This window comes from Maribellus maritimus, assembly GCF_022267315.1.
GTDB lineage: Bacteria > Bacteroidota > Bacteroidia > Bacteroidales > Prolixibacteraceae > Draconibacterium > Draconibacterium maritimum.
This window is the reverse complement of the sequence record NZ_JAIKLE010000002.1, coordinates 1-25190: the sequence shown is the minus strand read 5'-3', so window position 1 is coordinate 25190 and position 25190 is coordinate 1. Positions and strand designations below refer to the sequence as shown.

Sequence of the window (25190 nt, the reverse complement as noted above, 5' to 3'; positions counted from 1 at the left end):
TTATCCTTTTTAATGTGAATTCTATGAAAAAAACAGTCATTATAATAAGCCTTTTATTTTGTGTTTCAACAATTCTCAGTCAACCAATTCAAATAAAAAAATCATTAATTCGTTCATTCAAACCTGATTTTACGTCAGCGCCTCAAAGAATAGATTTAGATAACGATGGCGACCCCGATTTGATAAAATCAACTGTTTTTGATACCATTCCTGTTTTCTGGATCGACGATGATGACGACATGCAGCCAAGCGACTGGGAAGGAGATTTAGACAGTGATTGCCTGATAATTGACAGGAACAACGACGGCATTTTTGCCGGCCCCGGCGACATCAGCCTTGACTGGGTGGATAACAATTCCGACGGAGTTGCAGACATGCAGGTGGTAGTAGAAAACAGTAATCCACATATAAAAAATTACTGGGAATGGAGCAGCAATTACATGTGGATTATCGATCCGGAACAAGACGAAACCTTCAATTATGTAAATTGGAAAGAAATGGTACTGCGTTGCTGGGAGCATTATGGGGCAGCCAACTTTTACGAAGATTACCACGGACAAACGCTTTTCCAAAAAGCTCACGTTCACAGTTACCGTTTCAGCGATTTGCGTTACAGTTGGGAAAACCCTTTTCTGTTTTACGATATTGATGATGATGGCTTGACTGAAATGGCGATTCGACTGGAAGACAGTTGCGAGTTCAAAAAAGAAAATGAAGACGACGAAATTGACACCTACCCTACCGGTAAAATAGATCATGTTTATATGTCGTTTGATTTGGATAACGACAATGGTCCGTCCAACGAATTTGATTTTGATCTGAGTATCCGGTTTAACGGCGAAGGTTTTTCTTACACCGAGCAAATTCACCAGTTTGACAAAATGCGCGGCTTGCCTGCTGCCGATTTATTATTTTATGATGTTCGCTGGCGAAAAATGAACGAACTGGTTTATACCGACCACGACTCAGCCTGGAACAAGGTTTACAATGAAGGAATATGGGAACAATGCTGGTTTACATTTGATGAAGACGACGATTGTGAACGATGGGAACGCGTTGAATTTTATCAGCCGGGGAATCCCTTCAAAATCGGAATGCAAAAAGGAGGAATCGATAATAATCCGCAAGCCGACGCCACTGGCGACCGCGGAGAATGGGACACCGATAATTCCGGACAGGGAAAATTATATATAGGGTTTGATAACCGGATTCATTTATACGGTGCAGAAAACGGATACTGGCGAATCGATCAGGATGCTGATTCCTATCAGGGATGGGGAGGATTATATGCAGGCCAATACAAAAGAGACCAGAAAATACCAGAAAAATTTGCTACCGTTGGATACGAAGATACCAACAATGACGGATTTCTCGACTTTGTGAAATATGATTTGAATGGCGATACTATTTTTGAAAAATCATTCAACTTAAATGAACTGGGAGTAAAAACTTCATTTGAGATTTATAACCCGGCGGAAGTCAAACCCGAAAATCTAAATCAACTTTTTGAAAAGGCAGCCAGCCAAATGTGGCAACAGGCTGAATTGGCAATCGAAGCAGCCAGGGTTTCCAATATTAATTATAAATGGTACGCCCAACTGATGCACCCAAAAAGTTTAAACGAGAAATACAGGTTTGGTTACTGGCTGCAGTTCTACATTTTCACCGATTTATATAATCGCGCCGAGGAAACCAACAACAAGCAACTCAGAAACAAAACCTTAAAAGCTTATTTCGGACAAAATTGGGAAAGTTTTAATAAGTAAAAAAACATGAAACGACGAGACTTTATACATACAGCGCAATTAGGCAGTTTTGGAATTTTACTTTCACCCTTGCCGGCGATGTCAATGTTTTCTCAAAATAAAGAGACTACGCGGATTGTTCTTAAACAATTAAATTTTAAGTCTCCCGAACTTCCCGACGGACAGAGAATCCCATTTGGATGGTCGGCTGCCGGTTTGCTTCCCGGTGATTCTGTTATCGTAAAGCCGGATAAAAAAATACCTGACGGAAACTTGTGGTTCCGGGTTTCAGTAGCACAGGAAATCTGGGATAAAAAACAGCTTCACCTCCAACTTGCCAATTCCAAAGAAAAACTGGGAACGGTTGACATTCAGTTTTCCTCTGTTCTTGTTCCGTATGAAGTAAAAATCAATAAAAAATATATTCCTGAAATAAACAGGCAGGGAATAAAAATTACCCTTGAAAGTTCTACTCCGTTTTGGTATTTTAACCAACCCGATTCAAAAGTGAACAACACAGCTTTTCTGCCTCATTTGCTTTCTTCACAAAACAATACAGGAACCATCGACGACTTTTTGAACTGTTTTCTTTCAATAAATTCGACTCAGGCTTTTGGCTGGCGCGAAGGCACCGTACTCGATGGATTATGGCAAATTTTCAGCAAAAAAAATAATAAAAGGGCGCTCAAAGCAATTCAGCAACATCTCGATTTATATTTTGATAAAAAGCAAAACCTGGTATACGAAAACGCCCGAAGTAAACCCAACGACAACCGTGTTAATGGTATTGAATCAACCATTCCATTTGCTACTTTGGCCCGTTTGCATCCGGAACACCCAATTTTAAAAACGGTTGTAAAAGGGTGGCAGGAAATGAAAAAAGAAAACGGAATGGTCATCGATGGAACAATGGTTTCGGCCGAAGGTTGTTACACCGTTGCCTATCCGATGGCCGTAATTGGAAAAATCTGGCAGAATAAAGCCTTAAAGGAAAATGCATTGGAACAATTAAAACACCGGTATGTATTGATAAATGATAATAAACTGAATTTGCGATACTACACCGAAGGAAGATACACTTACCCCAACTGGGCGCGGGGTGCAGCCTGGACTCTGCTGGGATTTTCACGCACAATATCAGAACTGATGGATGAAATGAAAGTGGACGAAATTATCGATAAATTTGAAGAAGCTGTAAAAATTGCTGTTTCCATGCAGCGCAAAGACGGACTGTGGAACTGTTTTATGCACGAGCCAAACAGCTTGCCCGACACCTCAGGTTCTGCAGGAATTTCCGCTGCAATTCTCACCGGGATAAACAACGGATTTTTATCTGAATCATACCGCTCGATTGCCGAAAAATGTTGGAAAACCCTGGAGAACTACCTTACTCCTGATGGATTCCTTAAAGGTGTTGCTCAGGATAATCGCGGTGGTGTAGAACTCCAGCAAAGCGATTACCGGGTGATTGCACAGATGGGAATGGGCATGATGGCACAGTTGTATGCAGAACGATAAGAATTAATTCGCCCCCACAGGTTTCCCCTTTTGCCACCTGAAAAATCATGTTATTCAACAATATTTTATTTTTAAACGAAAGTAAATAAACTTTCATTTGAAAATAATTTATAATTTTGAAACAAATTAATATACAACTAACCATGATTTTTAATGTTCAGCGATTTTCTACCCACGACGGGAATGGCATCCGGACTGTCATCTTTTACAAAGGTTGTCCGCTGAGTTGCTGGTGGTGTAGTAATCCTGAAAGTCAGTCCTTTGATTACAGCGTTTTGTATAAAAAAAAATTCTGCAAAAATTTTGGTGATTGTATTCTGGCGGAAAAAAAAGCCATTTCAAAAACAAAGGATGGAATTCAGATTAACCGCGATTTAATCGAAAATCCTGAAAAACTTAAAAACACCTGCCTTTCAAAAGCGCTAACCATTTCCGGCGAAAACAAAACAGCAGCCGAAATTCTTGTTGAAATAGAAAAAGACATTCTTTTTTTCGGTAAAAATGGCGGTGTAACGCTTTCCGGAGGTGAACCATTTGCACAGGGAGAAAGTTTGACCAATCTTTTACAATTACTGAAAGAGAAAAAAATTAATGTGAATGTAGAAACCACATTGCATGTAAAATGGGACAAAATAGAGCGACATCTGACTCTGGTTGACACATTTTTAGCAGACTTAAAGCACACAAACAAAGAAAAATTTAAAAAATACACGGGAGGTAATGTTTCTCTGGTAATGACCAACATGTTAAAACTGGACAACTCAGGAGCAAAATACATTATCCGTATTCCGGTAATTCCGGGCTTTAATCATTCAGAAAAAGAAATGACTAAAATGATAGATTTTGTTTCATCGTTAAAAAATGCCAGGGAGATAAACTTTCTGCCCTATCACACTTTTGGTGTCGAAAAATACAAGATGCTTGGCATTCCCTATCTAATGAAAAATACAAAAAAGACAGAAGATGACGAACTGGAATCATATATGAAATACGCAGAATCAAAAGGGTTTCGGACAAAAATTGGAGGTTAAAATGCAAACAGAAATTAAATCAACTCAGGTAACCCAAAGGATTGCAAATCTTCGCGAAAAAGTGATAAGCTCAAAACCATCGGTTTGTACCGAACGGGCAAAGTTTTATACCCAGATTTATCAGGATAACGAAGACCAGCCGGTAATAATTAAACGTGCATTGGCTTTAGAAAAAACGCTGAAAGAAATGACAATTTTTATCGACGACGGAGAGTTGATTGTGGGAAATCAGTCGTCGCAACACCGCGCAGCTCCCATTTTTCCGGAATATGCTGTCGACTGGCTTCCAAACGAAATGGATGAGCTGGACAAACGTCCGGGCGATGCATTTTTTATCACAGATGAACATAAAAAGGAACTAAACGAAATTGCAAAGTGGTGGAAAGGGAAAGTACTTTGGGACCGGGGACGTGCACTCATGTCGCAGGAATTACGCGATTTGCAGGATTCAGCTATCATAAAAGCGACGGGAAACCTTACTTCGGGCGATGCACACATTGCTGTTGACTTCTACAAAATACTAAAGATAGGATTAAAAGGCTATCTTGAAGAAATAAGACATTATCATAAAAAAACAGACCGTACAAAATTGGAAGGCGTTAAAAAAGATCATTTTTATAATGCTCTCTCAATTTCAATAAAAGCCTTTCAGTCATTTATAAAAAGATTCCATTATTTAGCCACTTCAATGTTTTTGCTTGAGGCAGATGAAAAAAAATCGGAAGAACTAAAAAAGATAGCGGAAAACTGTGCTGCTATTACAGAAAATCCACCGACAGATTTTTATCAGGCATTGCAGCTCGCCTATTTTGTGCAGTTGGTTTTACAAATTGAAAGTAACGGCCACAGTGTATCGCTGGGACGAATGGATCAATACCTGTTCCCTTTCTATTACCACGATAAAATAACCGGAAAAATTACAGAAGAATTTGCTTCGGAGTTGTTGGAAAACACCTGGATAAAATTGCTGTCAATCAATAAAATCCGCCCATGGTCGCATACACGATTTTCGGCTGGTGGCCCGCTTTACCAGAATGTAACCATCGGCGGACAGACAACTGAAGGAAAAGATGCGGTCAACGAACTTAGCTTTTTAATTCTTGACTCGGTTGGAAAAATGAAACTAACGCAGCCCAACCTTTCGGTTCGTTTTCATAAAAATATCAACCAGATATTTATGATGGAATGCATGCGGATCATTGAAAAAGGTTTTGGTATGCCTTCCTTTAACAACGATGAAATTGTGATTCCCGGTCTTCTAAATCTCGGTGTTGAAGAAGAAGATGCCATGAATTACTCCGCAATTGGTTGTATTGAAATTGCTGTTCCCGGCAAATGGGGTTACCGTTGCACCGGCATGAGTTTTTTAAATTTCATGCGCGTTTTCCTGGCTTCAATGTATGATGGTCTGGATAAACAAACGGGAAAAACCTTCTGTAAGGGAACCGGAAATTTTCTGGATTTTGAAACATTCGATGACCTGTATAAAGCCTGGCAACACCAGATAAAATTTTACGCAAAAAAAACGATTGAAATTGATGCTGCTGTGGATACGGCGCTGGAAGAAAATGTGCCGGATATTTTGTGCTCGGCCTTTGTTGACCGTTGTATTCCGCGTGGAAAAACAATTAAGGAAGGCGGCTCGAAATACGATTTTGTTTCCGGATTACAAGTAGGGATTGCCAACCTCGGAAATTCGCTGGCTGCCATCAAAAAACTGGTTTTTGAGGAAAAACGGATTTCAAAAGAGCAATTATTACATACCATTGAAACCAACTTCGAAGGTATTGAAGGAGAAAAGACACGACAACTTCTGTTAAATTTTGCGCCCAAATACGGAAACGACGACGATTATGTAGATATTTTACTTAAAGATGCTTACCTCGAATTTATTGAAGAAATTGAAAAATACCATACCACGCGCTACAACCGGGGTCCCATTGGATGTCGTTATTATGCAGGCACATCAAGCATTTCAGCGAATGTTCCAAACGGAGCAGTTGTTCCGGCAACACCCGACGGAAGAAAAGCATTTACACCGGTAGCTGAAGGAAGTTCGCCCTCGTCAGGAACCGATATTCTCGGACCAACAGCAGTTTTTAAATCGGTAGCGAAACTTCCGACTAAAAAAATTATGGGAGGTGTATTGTTAAATCAGAAATTATCTCCGGCAACTATCCAAAAAGATACTGACAAAGAAAAACTGATTTCGGTAATCAGAACTTTTTTTACCGATTTAAAAGGATGGCATGTGCAGTATAATATTGTTTCCAGGGAAACACTTTTGGCAGCCAAAAAGAATCCCGAAAAATACCGCGACCTGATTGTACGTGTGGCGGGTTATTCTGCTTTTTTTACTACATTATCACCGGATACTCAAGATGATATAATCGCACGAACTGAACATTCACTAAACTTTTAAACCAATGGAAAAACTGCTTTGCGGAGTTGATATTGGCGGTACAAAATGCGCCATCGCCCTGGTAAACACCAAAGGAAAAATTATTGACAAAATCAATACCTGTGCACATGTCAATTTAAAGGAAGACGGTCTTGTAAAGCTCGTAGCCCAACAAATCAAAGAACTCATTCAGCGAAACCAACTTCAGGAAACCGATTTGGTGGGAATCGGGATGGGTTGCGCAGGACACATTCGTTTTCGCGACGGTGTAATTATTACCACTTCCAATCTGAAAGGATTTAAAAATTACCCCTTACGAGACGCGATGCAGAAGTATTTTAAAATTCCGGTGATTTTGGACAACGATGCCAATGCGCAGGCTTTTGGAGCTTATAAATTTGGTGCCGGAAAAGGATACGATGATATGGTGTTTCTTACCATAAGCACTGGAATTGGTGCCGGAATAGTAATCAATAAAAAACTGTTCCGCGGGGCTACCGGGACAGCAGGTGAGGTTGGGCACACCATTGTTGAGCCACACACCGAACTCACTTGCACTTGCGGAAACAAAGGTTGCCTTATGGCCCTGGCTTGCGGAATGGCACTGCCCTTCCTTTATCATAAAAAAATAAAAGAAGGGAAAAAAAGCAAACTCAATATTCCTCCCCATTTTGATATTTCAAAGTTAAGCGGACAATATCTGAAGAAAGGCCTGGATATGGACGATCCGGTTTCAAAAGAAATAATTTCCGATAGTGCATATTATGTAGGTTTGGGAATTTATAATATTTTTCAGACTTTAAATCCGCCACTTATTGTTCTGGGGGGAGGATTGACTAATTGGGGCGACTTTTATCTTCACAAAATAAAAGCAACGTTCTATGAACTTGCCCGAGATATGATTTTTGATCCGATAAAAATAGTTATTTCCAACATTGGTGCCGACGCAGGTGTAATTGGCGCGGCTGCACTAACATTAGAATAAATGCTTAACGAACGACAAAACAAAATACTAAAAATACTGGGGAAAAATGACCAGACTTCAGTAAACGAACTGACTGAAAAATTAAAAGTTTCATCGGTTACCATCCGGCAGGATTTAAATTACCTGGAGGCTGAAGGTTTGTTAAAACGCGTGCACGGTGGTGCAGTTTTAAAAGACGCTGACGATTTAACCAACCGGCTGGGAGTAAACTACGAGAAAAAACTTCGTATTGCCAAAAAAGTTGCTTCTTATGTAAGCGAAGGTGAAACGATTTTAATTGAATCAGGCTCTGTAAATGTACTGCTGGCGCGAGAACTTCTAAAAATAAAAAGAGTAACCATAATAACCACCAATGTTTATATTGCTCGTCAATTTCGCAAAAATGAACAGGCCAATATAATTATATTGGGCGGGGTTTACCAACACGACAGCGAAACGCTTGTTGGAAAAATTACAAAAGCATGTATCGACCAGATAAATATTGATAAAGCATTTATTGGAATTGATGGATATTCCAATGATGCAGGTTTTACCATTCGCGACTTATTCAGGGCTGAAATTTCGAGTTACATCATTCAAAAAGCCAGAGATGTTTTTATTGTTTCTGATTCAAGCAAATTTGGTCAAACCGAACTAACCAATATTTGCTTTCCAAAAGATATTCAACATGTCGCCACCAACAATGAGCTGGATTCTGCTTTTCAAAAAGAACTAAAAAATGCCGGAGTAGATATGATATTGGCATAAAAACAGAATCAATACCATTCCGTCAGATAAAAGAAAAAATGCTAAATCGTTTCAATCCCATCTGAAAACAATATTATTTTTTGGTTCTCTAATAATTTTGATGATTCATTTTTACAAAAAGTAATTTAAATTTGGTTTCTTTTAACATTTCAAAAGCCATATTACAAATTGAAGATTCAGGATGAAAAGGATGTAGATAAATTGGTTAAGGCCTTAAAACATGGTGCTCCTACTGCCTTCGATGAGCTTTTTTCCATTTACGGGAACAGGCTTTATGGCTTTGTTTTCGGTTATTTAAAAATGAAAGAAGAGGCAGAAGAAATTGTGCAGGAGGTATTTCTGACAGTATGGCGAACGCGAAAAAATCTAAAACCTGAATTATCCTTTAAGGCCTATCTTTTCAAAATTGCTTACCACCAAATACTCGAGCATTTTGAACGTACCACAAAACAGCAGGAATACAAACATCATATTATCGAAGAAGCTATTGATTTTACAAATGATGTGGACGAGCGGCTTAATTATCAGATGCTGCTCGATAAAGTAGAAACTGTTATCAATCAACTTCCCCCACGGCAGAAAGAAATATTGATTAAAAAGAAAAAAGAGGATCTTTCTCTAAAGGAAATTGCCAGACAATTAAAAATTTCCCCAAAAACCGTTGAAAATCATTTAAGCGAAGCACTTAAAAATATAAAAAAAGAACTCGGCATAGAGAATATTTCAGCAATATTGCTTTTTATCTTGAACTAATTTTTTTGCCATCAGAGAAAAGAGTGTCTCAGCACAGCAATTTCAAAATATCAATAAAAAAACTCATAATCAAACAATTAACAAAAACAATTTTCTTAAAAAGCCCCCAGAGAGCAGCTACTCATTGTCAAAATTACTCCTGCTAAATTCACAAAAAGTTACATTTTTTTACATTTTTTTTCTTTTTGACTAGGGGATTTTCAATCATCTGCCCTATTACATCTTATAAATGATAAAACGAACAAATGGATTTTAATCCTGAAATATTACATCGTTACTTTAAAGGAACCTATTCAAAAAAGGATTACAGAAATGTAAAGACTGTTTTTGAAGATAAATCCTACAGGCCAAAACTTAAAGAACATCTTGAAGAACATTGGAACAGCTATTTTAACGAGCCATTACCGGAAAATAATATAGACCACCTGCTATACAAGCTAAAAAGACAAATTCAACTAGAAGAAAAAACAAAACAAAAAAGCAGATTTACAACTGTTTTTCAACGTATTGCTGCCATCCTTGTTATTCCGCTGGTACTTTCAGTTTTAACGTTATTATATCTTCAGAAAAACAAAAATGGCGCAGATACTGCTTATGCTGAAATTCAGTGCCCATTAGGCGTTCGCACAAAATTTGAGTTACCTGATGGTTCAACCGGTTTTCTGAACAGTGGCTCAAATTTAAGATTTCCGGTTTCGTTTTCTGGAGAACGACACGTTTCCGTGACAGGTGAAGCTTTTTTTAACATCGTTCCCGACCAATCAAATCCTTTTATTGTTCGCACACAAAACTTAAATATTAAAGTTTTAGGAACCAGGTTTAATGTAATTGCTTATCGAGAAGATAAAAAAGAAGAGGTGATTCTAAACAGCGGCAAAGTGGAAATTCTTTCCCCCGAGGGGAAGGTATACGACACCCTAAAACCAAACCAGATTTTTACATTAAATACGCAAAACAAAACGGTTCAAAAGAACAATGCAGAAGCGTTACAATATATAGGGTGGACAGAAGGAAAACTGATATTCCGCCATGAGAAAATGAGGCAGGTTTCAGAAAGATTGGGACGTTGGTACAATGCTGAGATTATAATAGAGGATCCGGAAATTCTCGACTATGTACTTCGGGCAACTTTTATCGACGAACCTCTTGATGAAGTTCTAAAGTTACTAAGCCTTACGGCACCAATAACATTCGAGGAAAAACCACGGGAAACCACGAACGACAATACTTATAAAAAGAGAAAAGTAATATTAAAACTCGATAAAAAAAGGCAGTCTGCCTTTAAATAAAAAAAGCAAAAGAGTGCCGCAAACACTCTCTTGCAAAATTTAAGCAGTGTAGTAATAATAAGTTGTTTAACTACTTAAAGTTTCAAATTTATGAAAAAAAAATGGATTCGGGATGCCATCCATAACGGCGTCAAAACTAAAATGTGGAAAATCATGAGACTTAGTATCTTTTTTTTGTTTTTAGGTCTTACCCAGGTATGGGCTGTTTCTGCTTACTCGCAACGAACGCGGCTAACGCTAAAAATGGACAATGCAAAAATTATTGATGTACTGGATGAAATTGAAAACAACAGTGAATTCTATTTCCTGTTTAACCACAAAATGGTGAATGTTGAACGAAAAGTGAACATCAATGTAAGAGAGAAAACCATCGACAATATATTAGGTGATCTTTTCTCTGAAACCGATGTAAATTACCTCATCAAAGATCGTCAGATTGTACTTACCACATTCCAGGGCGAAAATTTCTCAGAACAATCAAAAACCGTGAGCGGGAAAGTTACTGACCCGCAAATGTTTCCACTTCCCGGGGTTACGGTGTTTTTAAAAGGAACATCTCAGGGAACTGTTACCAATGCAGATGGTGTTTATACACTTACAAATGTACCGGATAACGCTGTCCTTCTTTTTTCATTTGTAGGAATGAAATCAAAAGAAATTGCAGTTGAAGGACAAAGCCAGATTGATGTAGTTCTTGAAGAAGAAACAATCGGGATCGACGAAGTTGTGGCTATCGGGTATGGTACACAAAAGAAGGTAAATATGACCGGTGCAATTACTGCGGTAAAAATGGAAGAATTGAGTAATATTTCTACTACTAATGTTTCCAATACGCTGGCAGGTCGAGCTCCTGGTGTAAATATCACAGGGAACTCAGGGTTGATGGGAGCAACTTCCAACATACGTATTCGGGGTGGTTTTGGTGAACCCCTTTTTGTTATTGATGGAATTGTCCGCGATAAGGAAGCATTTGATGCTCTTGAAGTAAATGAAATCGATCAACTAAGTTTCCTTAAAGATGCTGCAACCGCATCAATTTATGGTTCGCAGGCAGGCAACGGTGTTGTTCTGGTCGTAACCAAAAGTGGAACAAAACAAAAACCAATGTTCAACTATCAGGGATCTTATACTTTTATGACTCCTACCCAGGAACTTTTCTCGGATAAAACAACTGCCACCGACGAGTTAATCTACCAAAACAGGGTCGCCGAATACCAGGGACTCCCTCTGCCCAATGGAGATAAAGAGTTCGCCTATTTCGAAAATAAAAACTACAATGTAAACGATTACATTTGGCAAACACCATGGAACCAAAAACACTCAATGAGTGTATCGGGAGGAAGTGACAAAGTTACTTACTACGCATTGGGAAGCTACATTGGAGAGGAAGGCTCGTATAAAAATCTGGAAAACGATAAATTTAATTTGCGTTCAAACGTTACAGCACAAATTACTGATAAGATCAAAATGAATATGAATCTGTCAGCAAACCTGCAAAACCAAAAACGATTTTACTGGCCCTTCTCCGGGGATGACGAACAAACCATTGGAGACCTTTACCGCTGTACATTTAACTGGCCAAAAACATATCCGTTTTATCTGTATGAAGATGGGACACCAGCCAATGAAGTAACAAACTTTCCGGTACAAACCCCTATGGGGAGCTGGCAGGCATGGAACGTAATTGATCAGGTAATTGGAGATCGTTACATAAAAACAAGAAAGCGGGAAGTCAATGCCATCCTCTCTTTTGATATTGATTTAAGCGACTTTATTCCCGGCTTAAGTACCAAAGTAGTTGGGAACTACATTAGCAATGATTACATGCGGAAGAAATACTTAACCTATCAGCACAACTATGTGTGGGGAGCTGCGTCTCCTGATGACAACCGCTTTATTCCGGCAGCACCAGACCCCGAAAATATGAATATATTCACTTTCTCACAAAACCAGGAATTTTTAAGTTATAATGTTCGCACGTTATGGAGTGAACAACTTAACTGGTTTTTAAACTACAACAATACATTTGGGAAACACGACATTGCTGCAACCGTAGTTTGGGAGCAGGCATCAAACGGAGGTGAATTGGTTGAGGCAAAAGGTGAGAGTCCCTTAACTACAGGAGGGGACGATCCAACAACTAGCTATGATCAAATGTTTGTTTATTCCACCGATGCAGAAAGAAGATGGGGAGATGCATCGGAAATTACCGACGGACGTTTGTCATGGATAGGACGCTTCAATTACACCTACGACCAAAAATATATTGGTGAATTCTCCTTTCGTTACGATGGGAATACATTATTCCCTGATGGAAAAAGATGGGGTTTCTTTCCCTCAGTATCAGCAGGATGGCGAATTAGTGAAGAATCATTCATGGATAATTTTTCCGGATGGCTGGACAACCTGAAAATAAGAGCATCGTATGGAACCACAGGAAATGACTTGAACGACAAGAACGAAGAAATAAGTCCTTTCTCATACATGTATGTTTACCAATCAGGAAATTCTTATATATGGGGTGATAACTTAAATCTGGGAATAGCACCGAGCCCAACCCCTAATCCATACCTTACATGGGCTACTTCGACTACTTACAATGGAGGTATTGATTTTACTGTTTTGAATAATAAGTTATCCGGGTCAATCGAAGCTTTCTACAAAAAGGAAGAAGATATTTTGGGATCCCGTATTGTTACCATCCCTGACACTTATGGCCGGGATTTAGCCCCTGAAAATTACGCAGCAAGATCGTGGAGAGGTTTTGAGATTAATGCGATGTGGAGAAACAAAACATTGGGAGGTAAACTGGATTACACAATCTATGGGAATGTTGGCTTTTCCAAAGACCAGTGGGATGTGCTAGACCAAACGGCTTTACGCTCTCCGGGAGGAAATCTGGAAGAATTTTCAGCCATTGGAAAACCATTAAACAGACTTACAGGATATAAAACAATTGGAATTATCCGTACGCAAGAGCAATTGGATGAGCTCCTGGGAGCAGGGTTCACCCAGTTTGGAAGAGATCCTTACCTTGGAAGTTTGTACTTTGAAGATGTAAGAGGCGACGGTTATTCTCCCGGCCCTGATGGAAAAATCGACAGCAACGATATCCAGGTTTTATCAGACAATGGAGCACCAAGAATTAACTATGGTTTTGGAGGAAGTGTTACCTGGAAAGGAATTACAGTAGATGCGCACTTTCAGGGCGTTGGAATGTATGACCGGATGATCAGTAACCTTGGTGGTTACGAGGCAGGAATGGGTGGTATCCGTCAGTATGGAGGAACTGTTAGGCCTTACTACCCAATCTGGGCAGATGATGTTTGGACTCCTGATAACCCGGATGCAAAATATCCCCGTGTTATCGGAAGTAGTTGGTATGAATCGGGAACAGGAAACCAATCATTCTGGATTAAAAACGGGGCCTACTTACGTTTAAAAAACCTGAATATTGGTTATGCTATTCCGCAAAGCTGGATTTCCGGATTCAAAATTAGTTCAGCCCAGGTATTTTTTAACGGCACCAACCTGTTTGTACTTTCAGCAATGACTGAATTCCATGATCCGGAACAGGATACTTACGACTCTTACCCGTTAATGAAATCATTCACTTTTGGTCTTGATATTAAATTTTAAAAAAGATACTAAAATGAAAAAATTAAAATATTTAATATTTAGCGTATTAACACTGTTTATTATAAGCAGTTGTGACACACTCGATATTGAGAACATAGATGACTACAAAGCAGATCTTGTATGGGACGATGAATCGTTAGTAGAAGCATACATGGCAAATGTGTATGCTGAAGTTTTTGGAAACTGGGACCCTGAGCTTGATGAAAAAACGCAACAACTCTCGGGAATTCATTTTTATCCTGACAGGGTTACCATCACTAATGGAGAATACAAATCATGGGATTATACAACCATTCGTTTAATTAATGAAGCTATTCTAAATGTAACAGATAGTGAGCTTTCACAGGAAGTAAAAGACAATGTGATTGGCCAGGCTAAATTCCTACGGGCTTATGTATATTTTCAAATGGTAATGTATCATGGAGGGGTTCCATATATAACTATTCCACAGGATAAAGACACAGACGATTTATATGTAGAAAGAAATTCAACCAGCGAATGCTTCGGGTTTATAACCGAAGATTTAGATGATGCAATTAGTCTTCTTCCTGAGAAAATTTCGGCCTCATCTACCGACTATGGAAAAATTGACGGCTGTTTTGCCTCTGCGTTTAAAGCCAAAGTTCTTCTCTACAAAGCATCACCACAGTTTAACCCGGGTAATCCATGGGACAACAGTTATTGGGACGACGCTTACACTGCCAGTGAAGCAGCATACACCAAACTTAAAAACCTTGGATACGCGTTAACACAGAATTATGAAGATATCTTTCTGGTAGAGCGTGGCCCGGAGGTCGTATTCTCTGTAATAAATACATATCCCAATAAAACAACCAACTGGGATTATGGTGTTCGCCCCGGTTCAGAAAGCCGTGGAAATGCGTGGGCTTGTCCAACATGGGAGTTTATTCAGGAATTCCCGATGAAAGACGGAAAGCGATATAACGATCCCACTGGAGAATACTACAAAACCACCGAGGAATTCTTACAGAACTACTGGGAGAACCGTGACCCCAGATTTGATAAATCTGTTGTTTGGAATGGTTCCATTTATGAAGTTTCAAACAAAACCGGAAACAGACAATACACGGCTCTGGGCGTTGCCGATGTTTTAGATGACTTTGGAACAAACCCCGCAGCAAATACAAATTCCACCAACCTCAATTCCTACAGTGGATTCTTTATTCGTAAAGCCAGCGACCTGTCCTTATTACAATCAGAAGTACAACAATACGACATAGATTTTATTGTAATGCGTTTTGCCGAGGTAATGTTGAACTATGCAGAAACAGCTAACGAAACAGGGCATCAGGATGTTGCTCTTACAATTCTGAAAGAAATTCGTGAAAGAGCAGGAATAGAACCTGGGGATGATGGTAATTACGGAATTACAGCAACAACACGCGAGGAAATAAGAGAAGCAATTCTTACTGAAAGAAACATTGAATTCTGTTTTGAAGGAAAATATTTCTGGGATTTACGCCGATTGAGAATGCTTGACCGTTTGGATGGAAAAACCAAACATGGTGTAGAAGCTATTGCTATTAATGAAGATGGTTCAGAAATGCCAATTGCAACAGCAAAAACGCTCGCCGACAACAATGAACTCACCGAAACTGATTTTAAATATATCACATGGCAAATACCTTTTACAGGGGTAAAGGTGACTTCACTTCCGGAAAAATATTATTTCTTTCCGATTCAACAATCGGTTATTGATCTGAATAGTAACATCGAACAAAATGCAGAATGGGGAGGAACCTTTGATCCAACCCTTTAGTTAATTAAACAGCAAGGGAACTGACAGACAAAACGATAAACCGTTTATAATACAAATAATGTCAGTTCCTATTTTTCAATTGAAAGACTAAAATACAATGAGAGATTTATGGAGTTGGGTCTTGATTCTTACTGTTGCAACTGCATTTTCCTGTTCTTCCACTGCTAAAAAAACAAACGAACAGGAACAGAGTGGTGTAACACAGAACGAGCCAAAGACTGATGAAGAATGGGAGATGCTTTTTGATGGAAAAAGTATTGTCAAATGGGAGAAGTTTAACGGTGGCGAAGTGACCGGTTGGAAAATTATCGATGGAGAGTTACACAATTCGGGTGTTGGCTCCGATCATGGCGGAGATATCATTACAAAAAAAGAATATGAAAATTTTGAGCTTTATGTTGAATGGAAGATTTCACCTCAAAGCAATTCAGGAATTTTCTACCACGTTAAAAAAGGTGTCACCGAAAAGATTTACGAGTCGGGACCGGAATACCAGCTAATTGATGGAAAGGGCTGGCCAACCAAAATTGCGGACCACCAATATACTGCTTCCAACTATTCAATGCAGGCGGCTGAAGGAGCAGAAGTAAAACCTGTTGGAGAATGGAACACAACACGAATTGTTGTTCAAAATCCACATGTTGAACACTGGCTGAATGGGAAAAAAGTAGTGGAATACGAGCTGTGGAGCGATGAATGGAAAGCACAAAAAGCAGCCGGAAAGTGGAAAGATGCAGAACATTACGGAATGGCTAAAAAAGGCCATATCGGGTTACAGGATCATGGCGGACTAACAATATTCCGTGTTATAAAAATAAAAGAGTTATAGTCTGGTTTTTTAAAAGTTAAGCAAGGGGTAATCTCAACAGAGGTTACTCCTTTTCTGTTTTAATAGAATTTCCCTCCGTGCCCACGTCAGACCAACACGCTTAAAACGTGGATAAAACAACTTCAAATATCAAAATAAAATAGATAAATCTGTTGAAATCCATTATTCCAATTGTATTTTTGAGAAAAAATCAAACCATGGCAAAAAAGTTTTCGCTCGACAAAAAATACATCAAAGTTCTTTTGCTCGAAGGCATCCACAGTTCTTCGGTAGAAAGTTTAAAAGCGTCTGGTTATTCTAACGTGGAATACCAGAAAACAGCGCTCGACGAAGAGGAATTGATTCAGAAAATTAAGGATGTACACATGATTGGCATTCGTTCGAGAACCCAACTTTCAGAAAAAATCCTAAAAAAAGCCAAAAAACTTTTTGCCATAGGTTGTTTTAGCATTGGCACCAACCAGGTGAACTTACCGGCGGCAAAAAAACTGGGAATTCCGGTTTTCAACGCTCCGTTTTCAAACACTCGTTCAGTTGCTGAACTGGTAATTGCCGAGGCCATTTTATTAATGCGTGGTATTCCGGAAAAAAATGCTGCTGCACACCGGGGCGAATGGCAAAAAACAGCAAAAAATGCCTACGAAGTGCGCGATAAAAATCTGGGGATTGTAGGTTACGGACACATTGGTTCACAAGTTTCTATTTTGGCCGAATCGCTGGGAATGAATGTGTATTATTACGATATTGAAAAAAAGCTGAGTCTTGGAAAAGCGGCTGCCTGTTCATCTTTAAACGAACTCCTGCAAATTTCGGATGTGCTCACCCTCCACGTTCCGCAAACCGAAAACACACGGAAAATGATTTCAACTGTCCAGATCGCAAAAATGAAAAAAGGAGCGCTGCTTATCAATGCTTCCCGCGGAACAGTTATTGACTACCCCGCGCTGGCGGAAGCGTTAAAATCAGGTCATCTTTCAGGTGCCGCTGCCGATGTTTTTCCAAAAGAACCGGCTTCGAACAACGAAAAATTTGTTTCTGAGTTGCAGAAATTCGACAATGTAATTTTAACGCCACATATTGGAGGAAGCACATCAGAAGCCCAGGAAAACATTGGAATGGAAGTTACAGAAAAACTAATCCGCTACAGCGATAATGGCTCAACTATTGGGGCAGTTAATTTTCCGCAGGTCTCGCTGCTTCCAAACCGGGAAAAACAGCGCTTCCTGCATATTCATAAAAATGTACCCGGAATTTTAAAAGAAATAAACGATGTTTTTACATCAAAAGAGATAAATATTGCGTCCCAATATCTGCAAACCGATGCCGACATTGGTTATGTAATTATTGATACGGAGAGTAAAATAAGTGATACCATTTTAAAAGAACTAAAAAAGATACCAAATACAATAAAAGCTAGAATGTTGTATTAATCCTGCTAAGTTAAATCTATTTTTGTTGGGTGTTAAATTGAACAAAATCCTGCAGATAGTTCTTCTACTTAAAAGCACATTTAAACAATTTAACATGATTAAAAAAATTCTGTTAGCCATAAATTTTATAGTCCTTTGGGCAACGGTATATTCACAGGGTCCAACCACTTTACCCGGAGCAAACCCCGAACCCGTTGAACTTAACCTTCTGAATATCATTCTATTTATTGTGGTTCCGGTTTTATTGATTATTGTTTATATCATTTATCGGCAAAACAAGAAGAACAGGAAAAAAGAAAATAAGTAGTATCTCATAAATTTTTCCCACTTTTTATAAATTTGAGCAAAAACCAAATCACTGATTTTAATGTTTGATTAGAAAAATTTCCGAATGAAAAAAATATACTTTTTTTTGTTTTCCTTCGCCTTTTTTGTACTCCAAATTAATGCACAGGAAAAATTTCCAAATACCATGTTTTACGATACTTCTGTTGGTTCTCCAAATGCAACACTCCATGATGTCGCCTGGATTCAGGGACACTGGAAAGGAGAAGCTTTTGGCGGGATTGCGGAAGAAATATGGTCTCCCCCTCTTGGCGGTTCAATGATGTGCGTTTTCCGGCTGCTTGTAAACGATAAGGTGAATTTCTATGAAATTTGTACACTTGTTGAAGAAAAGGAAACACTTGTTCTTCGGTTAAAACACTTTCATTCCGATTTAAAAGGCTGGGAAGAAAAAGATGAAACCGTTGATTTTAAACTGGTAAAAGTTAATCCGGGCAAAGTTTTTTTTGATGGTTTTACTTTTGAACGAATTAGTGACGATGAAATAAACATGTATGTGGTGATTGATAGTCACGGAGAAAAATCAGAAGTTAAATTCAATTATCACCGGGTTGTAAAATAAATTTTTTACTTTTAAACCTGAAATCAACAAAGCTCTTTTTAACATTCAGACACAATGCCCGAAAAAACCATTTTTCTTCTTATTGGCCAAAAAGGAAGCGGCAAATCTTTTATTGGAAATCTGTTTGACAAGCATTTTCATATTCCTTTTATACGCGTGGAAGATTGGGCAAAAAATATAATCAGGAAAAGAAAACCGGATGATGATGCTTATATTCAGGAAGTTTTTTTAGCTATCGAAAATGGCATTCGCAAAGAAATGCAGAAAAAACAAAAATTGGTATTTGAATCTCTTGGATTAAGTGCCGCTTTTGAAACCATGCTAAACAAATTAAAAGTTGATTTTGAGGTAATAACAATAAAAATTAAGGCTGATCCTCAAATTTGCCTTACCAGAGTGAAAACCCGCGACCAATCCATTCATGTAAATATTTCCGACAAACAAATGGAAAAAATTAACAAACAATTTCTGGATAAAAATTTTAACACTGACTTTGTTATTGAAAACACTTCAAGAAATAACTTTGAAATCATAAATGAAATCGAATCCATCTTGAACTCATTGAAATCAAAACAATAAAATCCAAAACCTGAACAGTTATGAAAATTACGTGGAGCAAAAATTTATTTTCGTGTACCTATAAACTTTTTGAGAGCGGAAAACCAATAGGATATCTTATAAACCGGACGTTTTCCAACGCTTATGAAGCAACTATTTTAGGTGAAAAATATACATTTCTTTCACAAGGATTTTTTAAACAGAATACAAAAATTATTGATCGGGAAAAAAATACAGTCGTCGGAAAAATTGTATACAATACCTGGATGAACCGGGCAACCATTACTATAGACGATAACAAATTCCTATGGAAATTTGACAATATATGGAACACAAAATGGAGTCTGGTGAATAAACAGGGCGAACGAATAATTTTTCAGGGGTCTTCGGGTCACGGGAAAATAATATCTGAATTAGAAAATCCTTTATATTTGATGTGTGGCTTATATGTTACCAACTACAACTGGCAAACTGCTTCAGTTGCAATTGCTGCTATGATACCCATTTGGATAACACTTTTTAGTTAAAAAATGATACAAAAACAATTTGCCGAAAAAGCGGTCGAAAAACTAAAAACCGATTCTCAGGTTTTAGGGCTTGCAGCCGGCGGTTCATACATCACCAACGAACTGGATGAATTTTCAGATTTGGATCTGGTTTTAGTTACCAAAGAAAAAATTTCGGGGCAGAAGGAAAAAATGCTTGAATATGCATCAAAAATGGGCCAGTTTATCGACGGATTTACAGGTGAACATGTTGGGGAACCACGGGTATTGATTTGTCTGTTTGAGACCCCTCTTTTGCATGTTGATATTAAATTTGTTACCGCCGAAGAATTCAAAGAACGCGTTGAAAATCCGGTCATACTCTGGGAAAGAGGGAATATTCTTTCCGAAATAATAAAAACCACAGAAGCCAGCTGGCCCAAACTCGATTTTCAATGGATTGAAGATCGTTTCTGGATTTGGGTTCATTACATCACATTAAAAATTGGCCGGGGTGAATATTTTGAAGCACTCGATTCCATTTCTTATTTGAGAATGAATGTAATATCTCCTTTGTTACAAATAAAAAACAGCCAGCTTCCAAAAGGTCTGCGAAAGATTGAATTTAACTTTGACACAACCGATTTCGAGAGTCTGAAAAAAACGGTTCCGGAATATGAAGTTTCCTCGATAATACGCTCTTTGGAAAAAGAAATTGAACTTTACAACGAGTTTCGGAAAAAGCTATATCCGGGAGATGTTGTTCTAAAAAATGAACTTCAAAAGAAGGTGATGGAATACTTCACAAAAATTAAAACAAAAGTGCAGTCGACCGATGAAGAATAAATCTGAAAGTGTTGACGATTATATTTCGGAATTTCCTGAAGATATTCAGAAAATACTAAAAAGGCTGCGGAAAACGATCCTCGAAATTGCCCCGAAAGCAGAAGAAAGTATAAGCTACGGAATGCCGGCATACAAAACATCTGGCAAGCCGCTTGTTTATTTTGCGGGCTACAAAAAACATGTAGGTTTTTATGCAACTCCAAGCGGACATGCAAAATTTGCCCGGGAACTTTCGCAGTACAAACAAGGAAAAGGTTCGGTGCAGTTTCCTTTGAATCAGCCAATACCATTTAATTTGATTACCAGAATAGTAAAGTTAAGAGTTGAAGAAAACAAAATCCGATAAAGCTCGGTTATTACTTTTATGAATTCGGTTGAAAGCCCACTGGTTGACAAAGAATATCTCCTGCAAAAGTATCCAGGCAAAGGCGGCTGGACTTATGCGGAAATTCCGGAAATACTACAAAACAAAAACAATCCGTTTGGCTGGGTAAAAGTAAAGGGTTCAATCGATGGCTTTGAACTGAAAAACTACAAACTTATGCCCATGGGAAACGGTAAACTTTTTTTACCGGTAAAAGCGCAAATCAGAAAAGAAATCAAAAAAGAAGCGGGTAATTTTGTGCATATCATTCTCTTTGCCGATGATCTTCCATATAAAATACCCCATGAGATTCAGGAATGTTTGCTGAATGAACCAAAAGAAATTGCAGAACGTTTTTTCAACTTTTCTGAAGGAGAACAAAAAGCCTACATCGACTGGATTTATGCTGCCAAAACCATAAAAACCAAAACACAACGAATTGTTACCATGATGGAGCGTTTGCAACAAAACCTGAAATTCTATGATTAAAACTTAATAAATTACTCCACCTGAATGCTTTCTGTTTCAATTTTATTATATCTGTTCCGGTATTCAACAGGTGTGATTCCCGTAATCTTCTTAAAGGTTGTTCGAAATGCCTTTGTATCCGTGTAGCCCACTTCAAACATCACCTCATTGATATTTTTACGGCTGGTTTCCATATTTCGTTTGGCGGCTTCAATTTTTACCCGCTGAATATATTCGTGCACAGAATTGTTTGTCGCCTTTTTAAATCTCCGTTCAAGACTTCGGCGGCCAACAGCTAGTTTTTCAGCAAGCTCTTCAACCGTAATTTTCTCTTCAATATTTCTCTCAATAAATTCCTGTGCTTTTTTAATGTCCTCGTCGTTGTGCTGTTTCTGGCCTTTAAACATGGCAAAAAACGACTGGCTGCTCCTACCAATTTCAATGGCAAAATATTTTGAAATCAGCAGTGCCGTTTCACGATTGGTATATTTCTCCACCAGGTGCAATAAAAGATTCCAGTATGAATTTGCACCTCCGCTGGTATAAATTCCGCTCTCTTCGGTAATAATACTCCCGGGTTGCACATTCACATCGGGAAACATTTTACTAAAGTCATCTATAAATCCCCAATGTGTTGAACATTTTTTGCCTTTAAGCAACCCTGTTGACGCCAGTAAAAATGCCCCTACGCACAACGAAGCGACTTCTGCTCCCGATTTGTATTGTTTTACAATCCACGGAATAAAATTTTTATTTGATTCCAAAGCCTCATTTATGTCGCCAAACAAAGCAGGAATAATAATTAAATCTGTTTTGTAAACCTCATCAATCAATTTATCAGGATGGATGCTGTAGCGTCCTTTATTTAAGCGAATACCGTTGGATACTCCAACCAACTGAACATCAAACATCGAAGGTTTTCCTTTTACATTTAAAAAATAGTTTACGGTTTCAAAACAGTATTGCGGATCAGCAATAGACTGAATGACTGTATTTTCAGCTACTAAAATTGATATTTTTTTCATTTCAAAACATTAAAAGACTAAATTGTCGTAATTTACCTAAAATTTGTCGTTTTTACACATCTATAATTTTTTTGAACGAAAGTAATTTTGTTTTAATAAAAGAGAAACGACGATTAGAAAAAAATAGCAATGCAGAAAAAAGAAAAAACATTCATCACAGTTTCAACAAAAATTGAAGCACCTGTTCAGAAAGTATGGGATTTTTGGACACAGCCAAATCACATTATTAACTGGAATTTTGCATCAGATGACTGGTTCTGTCCGTGGGCAAAAAATGACATTCGCGAAGGAGGAAAATTTGTTTGGCGAATGGAAGCAAAAGACGGAAGTTTTGGTTTCGATTTTAGTGGCACATATAATTTTGTTAAGGAAAAAGAACAAATTGAAGAAACACTTGATGATGAACGGAAAGTTAAAATAACTTTCAGGGGAGAAGGCGACGAAACCCATGTTAAAGAGGTTTTTGAGGCGGAAAATGAAAATCCAATTGAAATGCAAAAAAAAGGGTGGCAGGCCATTCTGAATAATTTTAAAAAATATGTAGAAGCATCGGGAACAATGGAGAATATACATTTTGAAATATTAATTGACGCTAAACCCGAAAAGGTTTACAAAATTATGCTGGCGCATAAAACTTACCGTGAATGGACGAAAATATTCAACCCTACTTCACATTATAAAGGTTCATGGGAAAAGGAATCGAAAATTCTTTTTATCGGGATCGATGAAAATGGAAATGAAGGAGGTATGGTAAGCCGGATAAAAGAAAACATCCCGAACCAGTTTGTTAGCATTGAACACCTCGGTTTATTGGAAAATGGAGTAGAAAAAACGTCCGGCCCGGAAGTGGAACCATGGAGTGGCGGACTGGAAAACTATACTTTCACTGATCAAAATGGCAAAACGCTTCTGAAAGTTGATATGATAACCAAAACCAAACTGGATGAAAATATGAGTTCCTATTTTACGGAAACATGGCCTAAAGCGCTGGAAAAACTAAAAACAATCTGCGAACAATAAAAATTTATAATTATGGCAACAGTAAATGTTTATCTCAATTTTCCCGGAAACACCGAGGAAGCATTTTTATTTTACAAATCGGTTTTTGGAACTGAATTCGACGGACAAGGAATTATGCGTTTTAAAGATGTCCCCCCTGCGGACGGCATGCCTCCCATACCCGATGGGGTTGAAAACATGGTTATGCATGTGAGTTTGCCGATTTTAGGCGGACATATGTTAATGGGTTCTGATGCACCGGAGCAAATGGGTTTCAAAGTTATTATGGGAACCAACATTTATATAAACCTTCAACCGGACACCCGCGAGGAAACGCGGAAGTTATTTAAAGCACTTTCGGCAGGAGGCGCTGTGGAACAAGAACTTCAGGACATGTTCTGGGGCGATTATTATGGCGCCTGCACTGATAAATTTGGTGTGAAGTGGATGTTTAATTGCGCTGAAAAGGCATAATGCAAAATGTTGATAAAACGTTGCGGATTTGTGAAAAAGGGCATCGCTATTACAAAAGCAGCGATTGTCCTACTTGCCCGCAATGCGAAAAAGAACGGAAACCCAAAGTTGGATTTTTGTCTCATCTCTCAGCTCCCGCCCGGCGGGCTCTGGAAAAGCACGATATTACTTCGGTTGAAGAATTAAGTAATTTTTCTGAAAATGAAATTCTGGAACTTCATGGCGTTGGGAAAAACGTGATTTCAAAACTGAGAGATATTCTAAAAGAAAACGGACTACAATTCAAAAAATAAAAACATGAATTCAAATCAACTTGAGATAACAGCACGCATTCAAATTCAAAAACCGGCAAACGATGTTTTTGAAGCTATTGTAAATCCGGAAAAGATGAGTAACTATTTTATCTCCAAAGGCTCTGGAAGAATGGAGGAAGGGAAAACAATAACCTGGTATTTCCCCGAATTTGAGGAAGGTTTCCCGGTTGACGTTGGCAAAACTGAAACGGACAAATCAATCACTTTTTTCTGGGACAGTGGCTCGGAAAAAACAGAAGTAAATATTGAACTTTCAGAAAAATCGGAAAACAACACCCTGGTAACCGCAACCGAGAAAGGGAAAGAGAAAGAGAACACTCCTGAAGGAATTAACTGGTTAAAAGGAAATACCGAAGGATGGGCAAATTTTCTGGCCTGCCTCAAAGCCTACCTGGAATATGGAATTAATCTGCGGAAAGGAGCTTTTGACTTTTTAAAGGAGGAAATTCTTTCAAATGAAATTCTACAAGTTTCTTCGGAATGTGAAATTCTTACTACCCGTGTTGTAATACCAATTTGAGTATATAGTGTCGCTTTATTATCTTTGAAGCATGGGAAGACAAAGCAAATTCAATATAAAAGAGGATTTAAAAGAACTTGAGA

General features: G+C 38.3%; 24 protein-coding genes. 23 read left to right on the top strand and 1 reads right to left on the bottom strand.

Features of this window, described 5'->3' with window-relative positions:
* Positions 1 to 23 precede the first annotated feature (23 nt).
* The 19 genes from K5G00_RS02205 (at position 24) to K5G00_RS02115 (ending at position 21796) form a co-directional block, all read left to right on the top strand.
* The gene (locus K5G00_RS02205; RefSeq protein ID WP_238763957.1) at positions 24 to 1766 is read left to right on the top strand and encodes a hypothetical protein; all 1743 of its coding nucleotides are present in this window, start codon (positions 24 to 26) and stop codon (positions 1764 to 1766) included.
* 6 nt (positions 1767 to 1772) lie between these two features.
* Positions 1773 to 3263: a glycoside hydrolase family 88 protein gene (locus tag K5G00_RS02200; RefSeq protein ID WP_238763955.1), complete on the top strand. Its 1491-nt coding sequence runs from the start codon at positions 1773 to 1775 to the stop codon at positions 3261 to 3263.
* 116 nt (positions 3264 to 3379) lie between these two features.
* Positions 3380 to 4294: a glycyl-radical enzyme activating protein gene (locus K5G00_RS02195; protein WP_238763953.1), complete on the top strand. Its 915-nt coding sequence runs from the start codon at positions 3380 to 3382 to the stop codon at positions 4292 to 4294.
* Between the two features lies 1 nt (position 4295).
* Positions 4296 to 6716 carry a glycyl radical protein gene (locus K5G00_RS02190; RefSeq protein WP_238763952.1) on the top strand — a complete coding sequence of 807 codons (2421 nt, stop codon included), beginning with the start codon at positions 4296 to 4298 and terminating at the stop codon, positions 6714 to 6716.
* A 4-nt stretch (positions 6717 to 6720) separates the two neighbouring features.
* On the top strand, positions 6721 to 7680 hold the full coding sequence (locus K5G00_RS02185; RefSeq protein ID WP_238763950.1) for an ROK family protein: 960 nt from the start codon (positions 6721 to 6723) through the stop codon (positions 7678 to 7680).
* The gene (locus K5G00_RS02180) at positions 7681 to 8427 is read left to right on the top strand and encodes a DeoR/GlpR family DNA-binding transcription regulator (RefSeq protein WP_238763948.1); all 747 of its coding nucleotides are present in this window, start codon (positions 7681 to 7683) and stop codon (positions 8425 to 8427) included.
* A 168-nt stretch (positions 8428 to 8595) separates the two neighbouring features.
* Entirely contained in the window at positions 8596 to 9180 is a 585-nt protein-coding gene (locus tag K5G00_RS02175) for an RNA polymerase sigma factor (RefSeq protein WP_238763946.1), read from the top strand.
* Between the two features lie 245 nt (positions 9181 to 9425).
* Positions 9426 to 10469, top strand: a complete 1044-nt coding sequence (locus tag K5G00_RS02170) for a FecR family protein (RefSeq protein WP_238763945.1) — start codon at positions 9426 to 9428, stop codon at positions 10467 to 10469.
* A gap of 90 nt (positions 10470 to 10559) precedes the next feature.
* A complete protein-coding gene (locus tag K5G00_RS02165; protein ID WP_238763942.1) occupies positions 10560 to 14108 on the top strand; it encodes a TonB-dependent receptor in 3549 nt (1182 codons plus the stop codon).
* A gap of 13 nt (positions 14109 to 14121) precedes the next feature.
* Positions 14122 to 15888 carry a RagB/SusD family nutrient uptake outer membrane protein gene (locus tag K5G00_RS02160; protein ID WP_238763941.1) on the top strand — a complete coding sequence of 589 codons (1767 nt, stop codon included), beginning with the start codon at positions 14122 to 14124 and terminating at the stop codon, positions 15886 to 15888.
* Between the two features lie 97 nt (positions 15889 to 15985).
* A complete protein-coding gene (locus K5G00_RS02155) occupies positions 15986 to 16717 on the top strand; it encodes a 3-keto-disaccharide hydrolase (RefSeq protein WP_238763940.1) in 732 nt (243 codons plus the stop codon).
* Positions 16718 to 16914: 197 nt separating this feature from the next.
* Entirely contained in the window at positions 16915 to 18147 is a 1233-nt protein-coding gene (gene serA / locus K5G00_RS02150; protein WP_238763939.1) for a phosphoglycerate dehydrogenase, read from the top strand.
* A 94-nt stretch (positions 18148 to 18241) separates the two neighbouring features.
* Positions 18242 to 18454 carry a hypothetical protein gene (locus K5G00_RS02145; RefSeq protein ID WP_238763938.1) on the top strand — a complete coding sequence of 71 codons (213 nt, stop codon included), beginning with the start codon at positions 18242 to 18244 and terminating at the stop codon, positions 18452 to 18454.
* 84 nt (positions 18455 to 18538) lie between these two features.
* Complete coding sequence (locus tag K5G00_RS02140; RefSeq protein ID WP_238763936.1) at positions 18539 to 19054, top strand: DUF6265 family protein; 516 nt, start codon at positions 18539 to 18541, stop codon at positions 19052 to 19054.
* A gap of 54 nt (positions 19055 to 19108) precedes the next feature.
* A complete protein-coding gene (locus tag K5G00_RS02135) occupies positions 19109 to 19633 on the top strand; it encodes a shikimate kinase (protein ID WP_238763933.1) in 525 nt (174 codons plus the stop codon).
* A 20-nt stretch (positions 19634 to 19653) separates the two neighbouring features.
* Entirely contained in the window at positions 19654 to 20139 is a 486-nt protein-coding gene (locus K5G00_RS02130) for a hypothetical protein (RefSeq protein ID WP_238763929.1), read from the top strand.
* Between the two features lie 3 nt (positions 20140 to 20142).
* Positions 20143 to 20943, top strand: coding sequence for a nucleotidyltransferase domain-containing protein (locus K5G00_RS02125; RefSeq protein WP_238763926.1), 801 nt, complete (start codon positions 20143 to 20145; stop codon positions 20941 to 20943).
* Positions 20933 to 21289, top strand: coding sequence for an iron chaperone (locus K5G00_RS02120; protein ID WP_238763925.1), 357 nt, complete (start codon positions 20933 to 20935; stop codon positions 21287 to 21289). Before K5G00_RS02125 ends, K5G00_RS02120 begins: the two co-directional genes overlap by 11 nt.
* Before the next feature lie 18 nt (positions 21290 to 21307).
* On the top strand, positions 21308 to 21796 hold the full coding sequence (locus K5G00_RS02115) for a YdeI/OmpD-associated family protein (protein ID WP_238763923.1): 489 nt from the start codon (positions 21308 to 21310) through the stop codon (positions 21794 to 21796).
* Positions 21797 to 21807: 11 nt separating this feature from the next.
* Here the strand turns inward: K5G00_RS02115 and K5G00_RS02110 are convergent, their stop codons facing one another.
* Positions 21808 to 22800, bottom strand: a complete 993-nt coding sequence (locus tag K5G00_RS02110; protein WP_238763921.1) for a GlxA family transcriptional regulator — start codon at positions 22798 to 22800, stop codon at positions 21808 to 21810.
* A gap of 129 nt (positions 22801 to 22929) precedes the next feature.
* Here K5G00_RS02110 and K5G00_RS02105 point away from each other — a divergent pair, with 129 nt between their 5' ends.
* From K5G00_RS02105 to K5G00_RS02090, 4 genes are read left to right on the top strand one after another with little or no spacing between them, the layout of a single operon-like run.
* A complete protein-coding gene (locus K5G00_RS02105; RefSeq protein ID WP_238763919.1) occupies positions 22930 to 23820 on the top strand; it encodes an SRPBCC family protein in 891 nt (296 codons plus the stop codon).
* 12 nt (positions 23821 to 23832) lie between these two features.
* Entirely contained in the window at positions 23833 to 24273 is a 441-nt protein-coding gene (locus tag K5G00_RS02100; RefSeq protein WP_238763917.1) for a VOC family protein, read from the top strand.
* On the top strand, positions 24273 to 24566 hold the full coding sequence (locus K5G00_RS02095) for an RNA polymerase alpha subunit C-terminal domain-containing protein (RefSeq protein ID WP_238763914.1): 294 nt from the start codon (positions 24273 to 24275) through the stop codon (positions 24564 to 24566). Before K5G00_RS02100 ends, K5G00_RS02095 begins: the two co-directional genes overlap by 1 nt.
* Before the next feature lie 4 nt (positions 24567 to 24570).
* A complete protein-coding gene (locus K5G00_RS02090) occupies positions 24571 to 25107 on the top strand; it encodes an SRPBCC domain-containing protein (protein ID WP_238763912.1) in 537 nt (178 codons plus the stop codon).
* Positions 25108 to 25190: the final 83 nt, after the last annotated feature.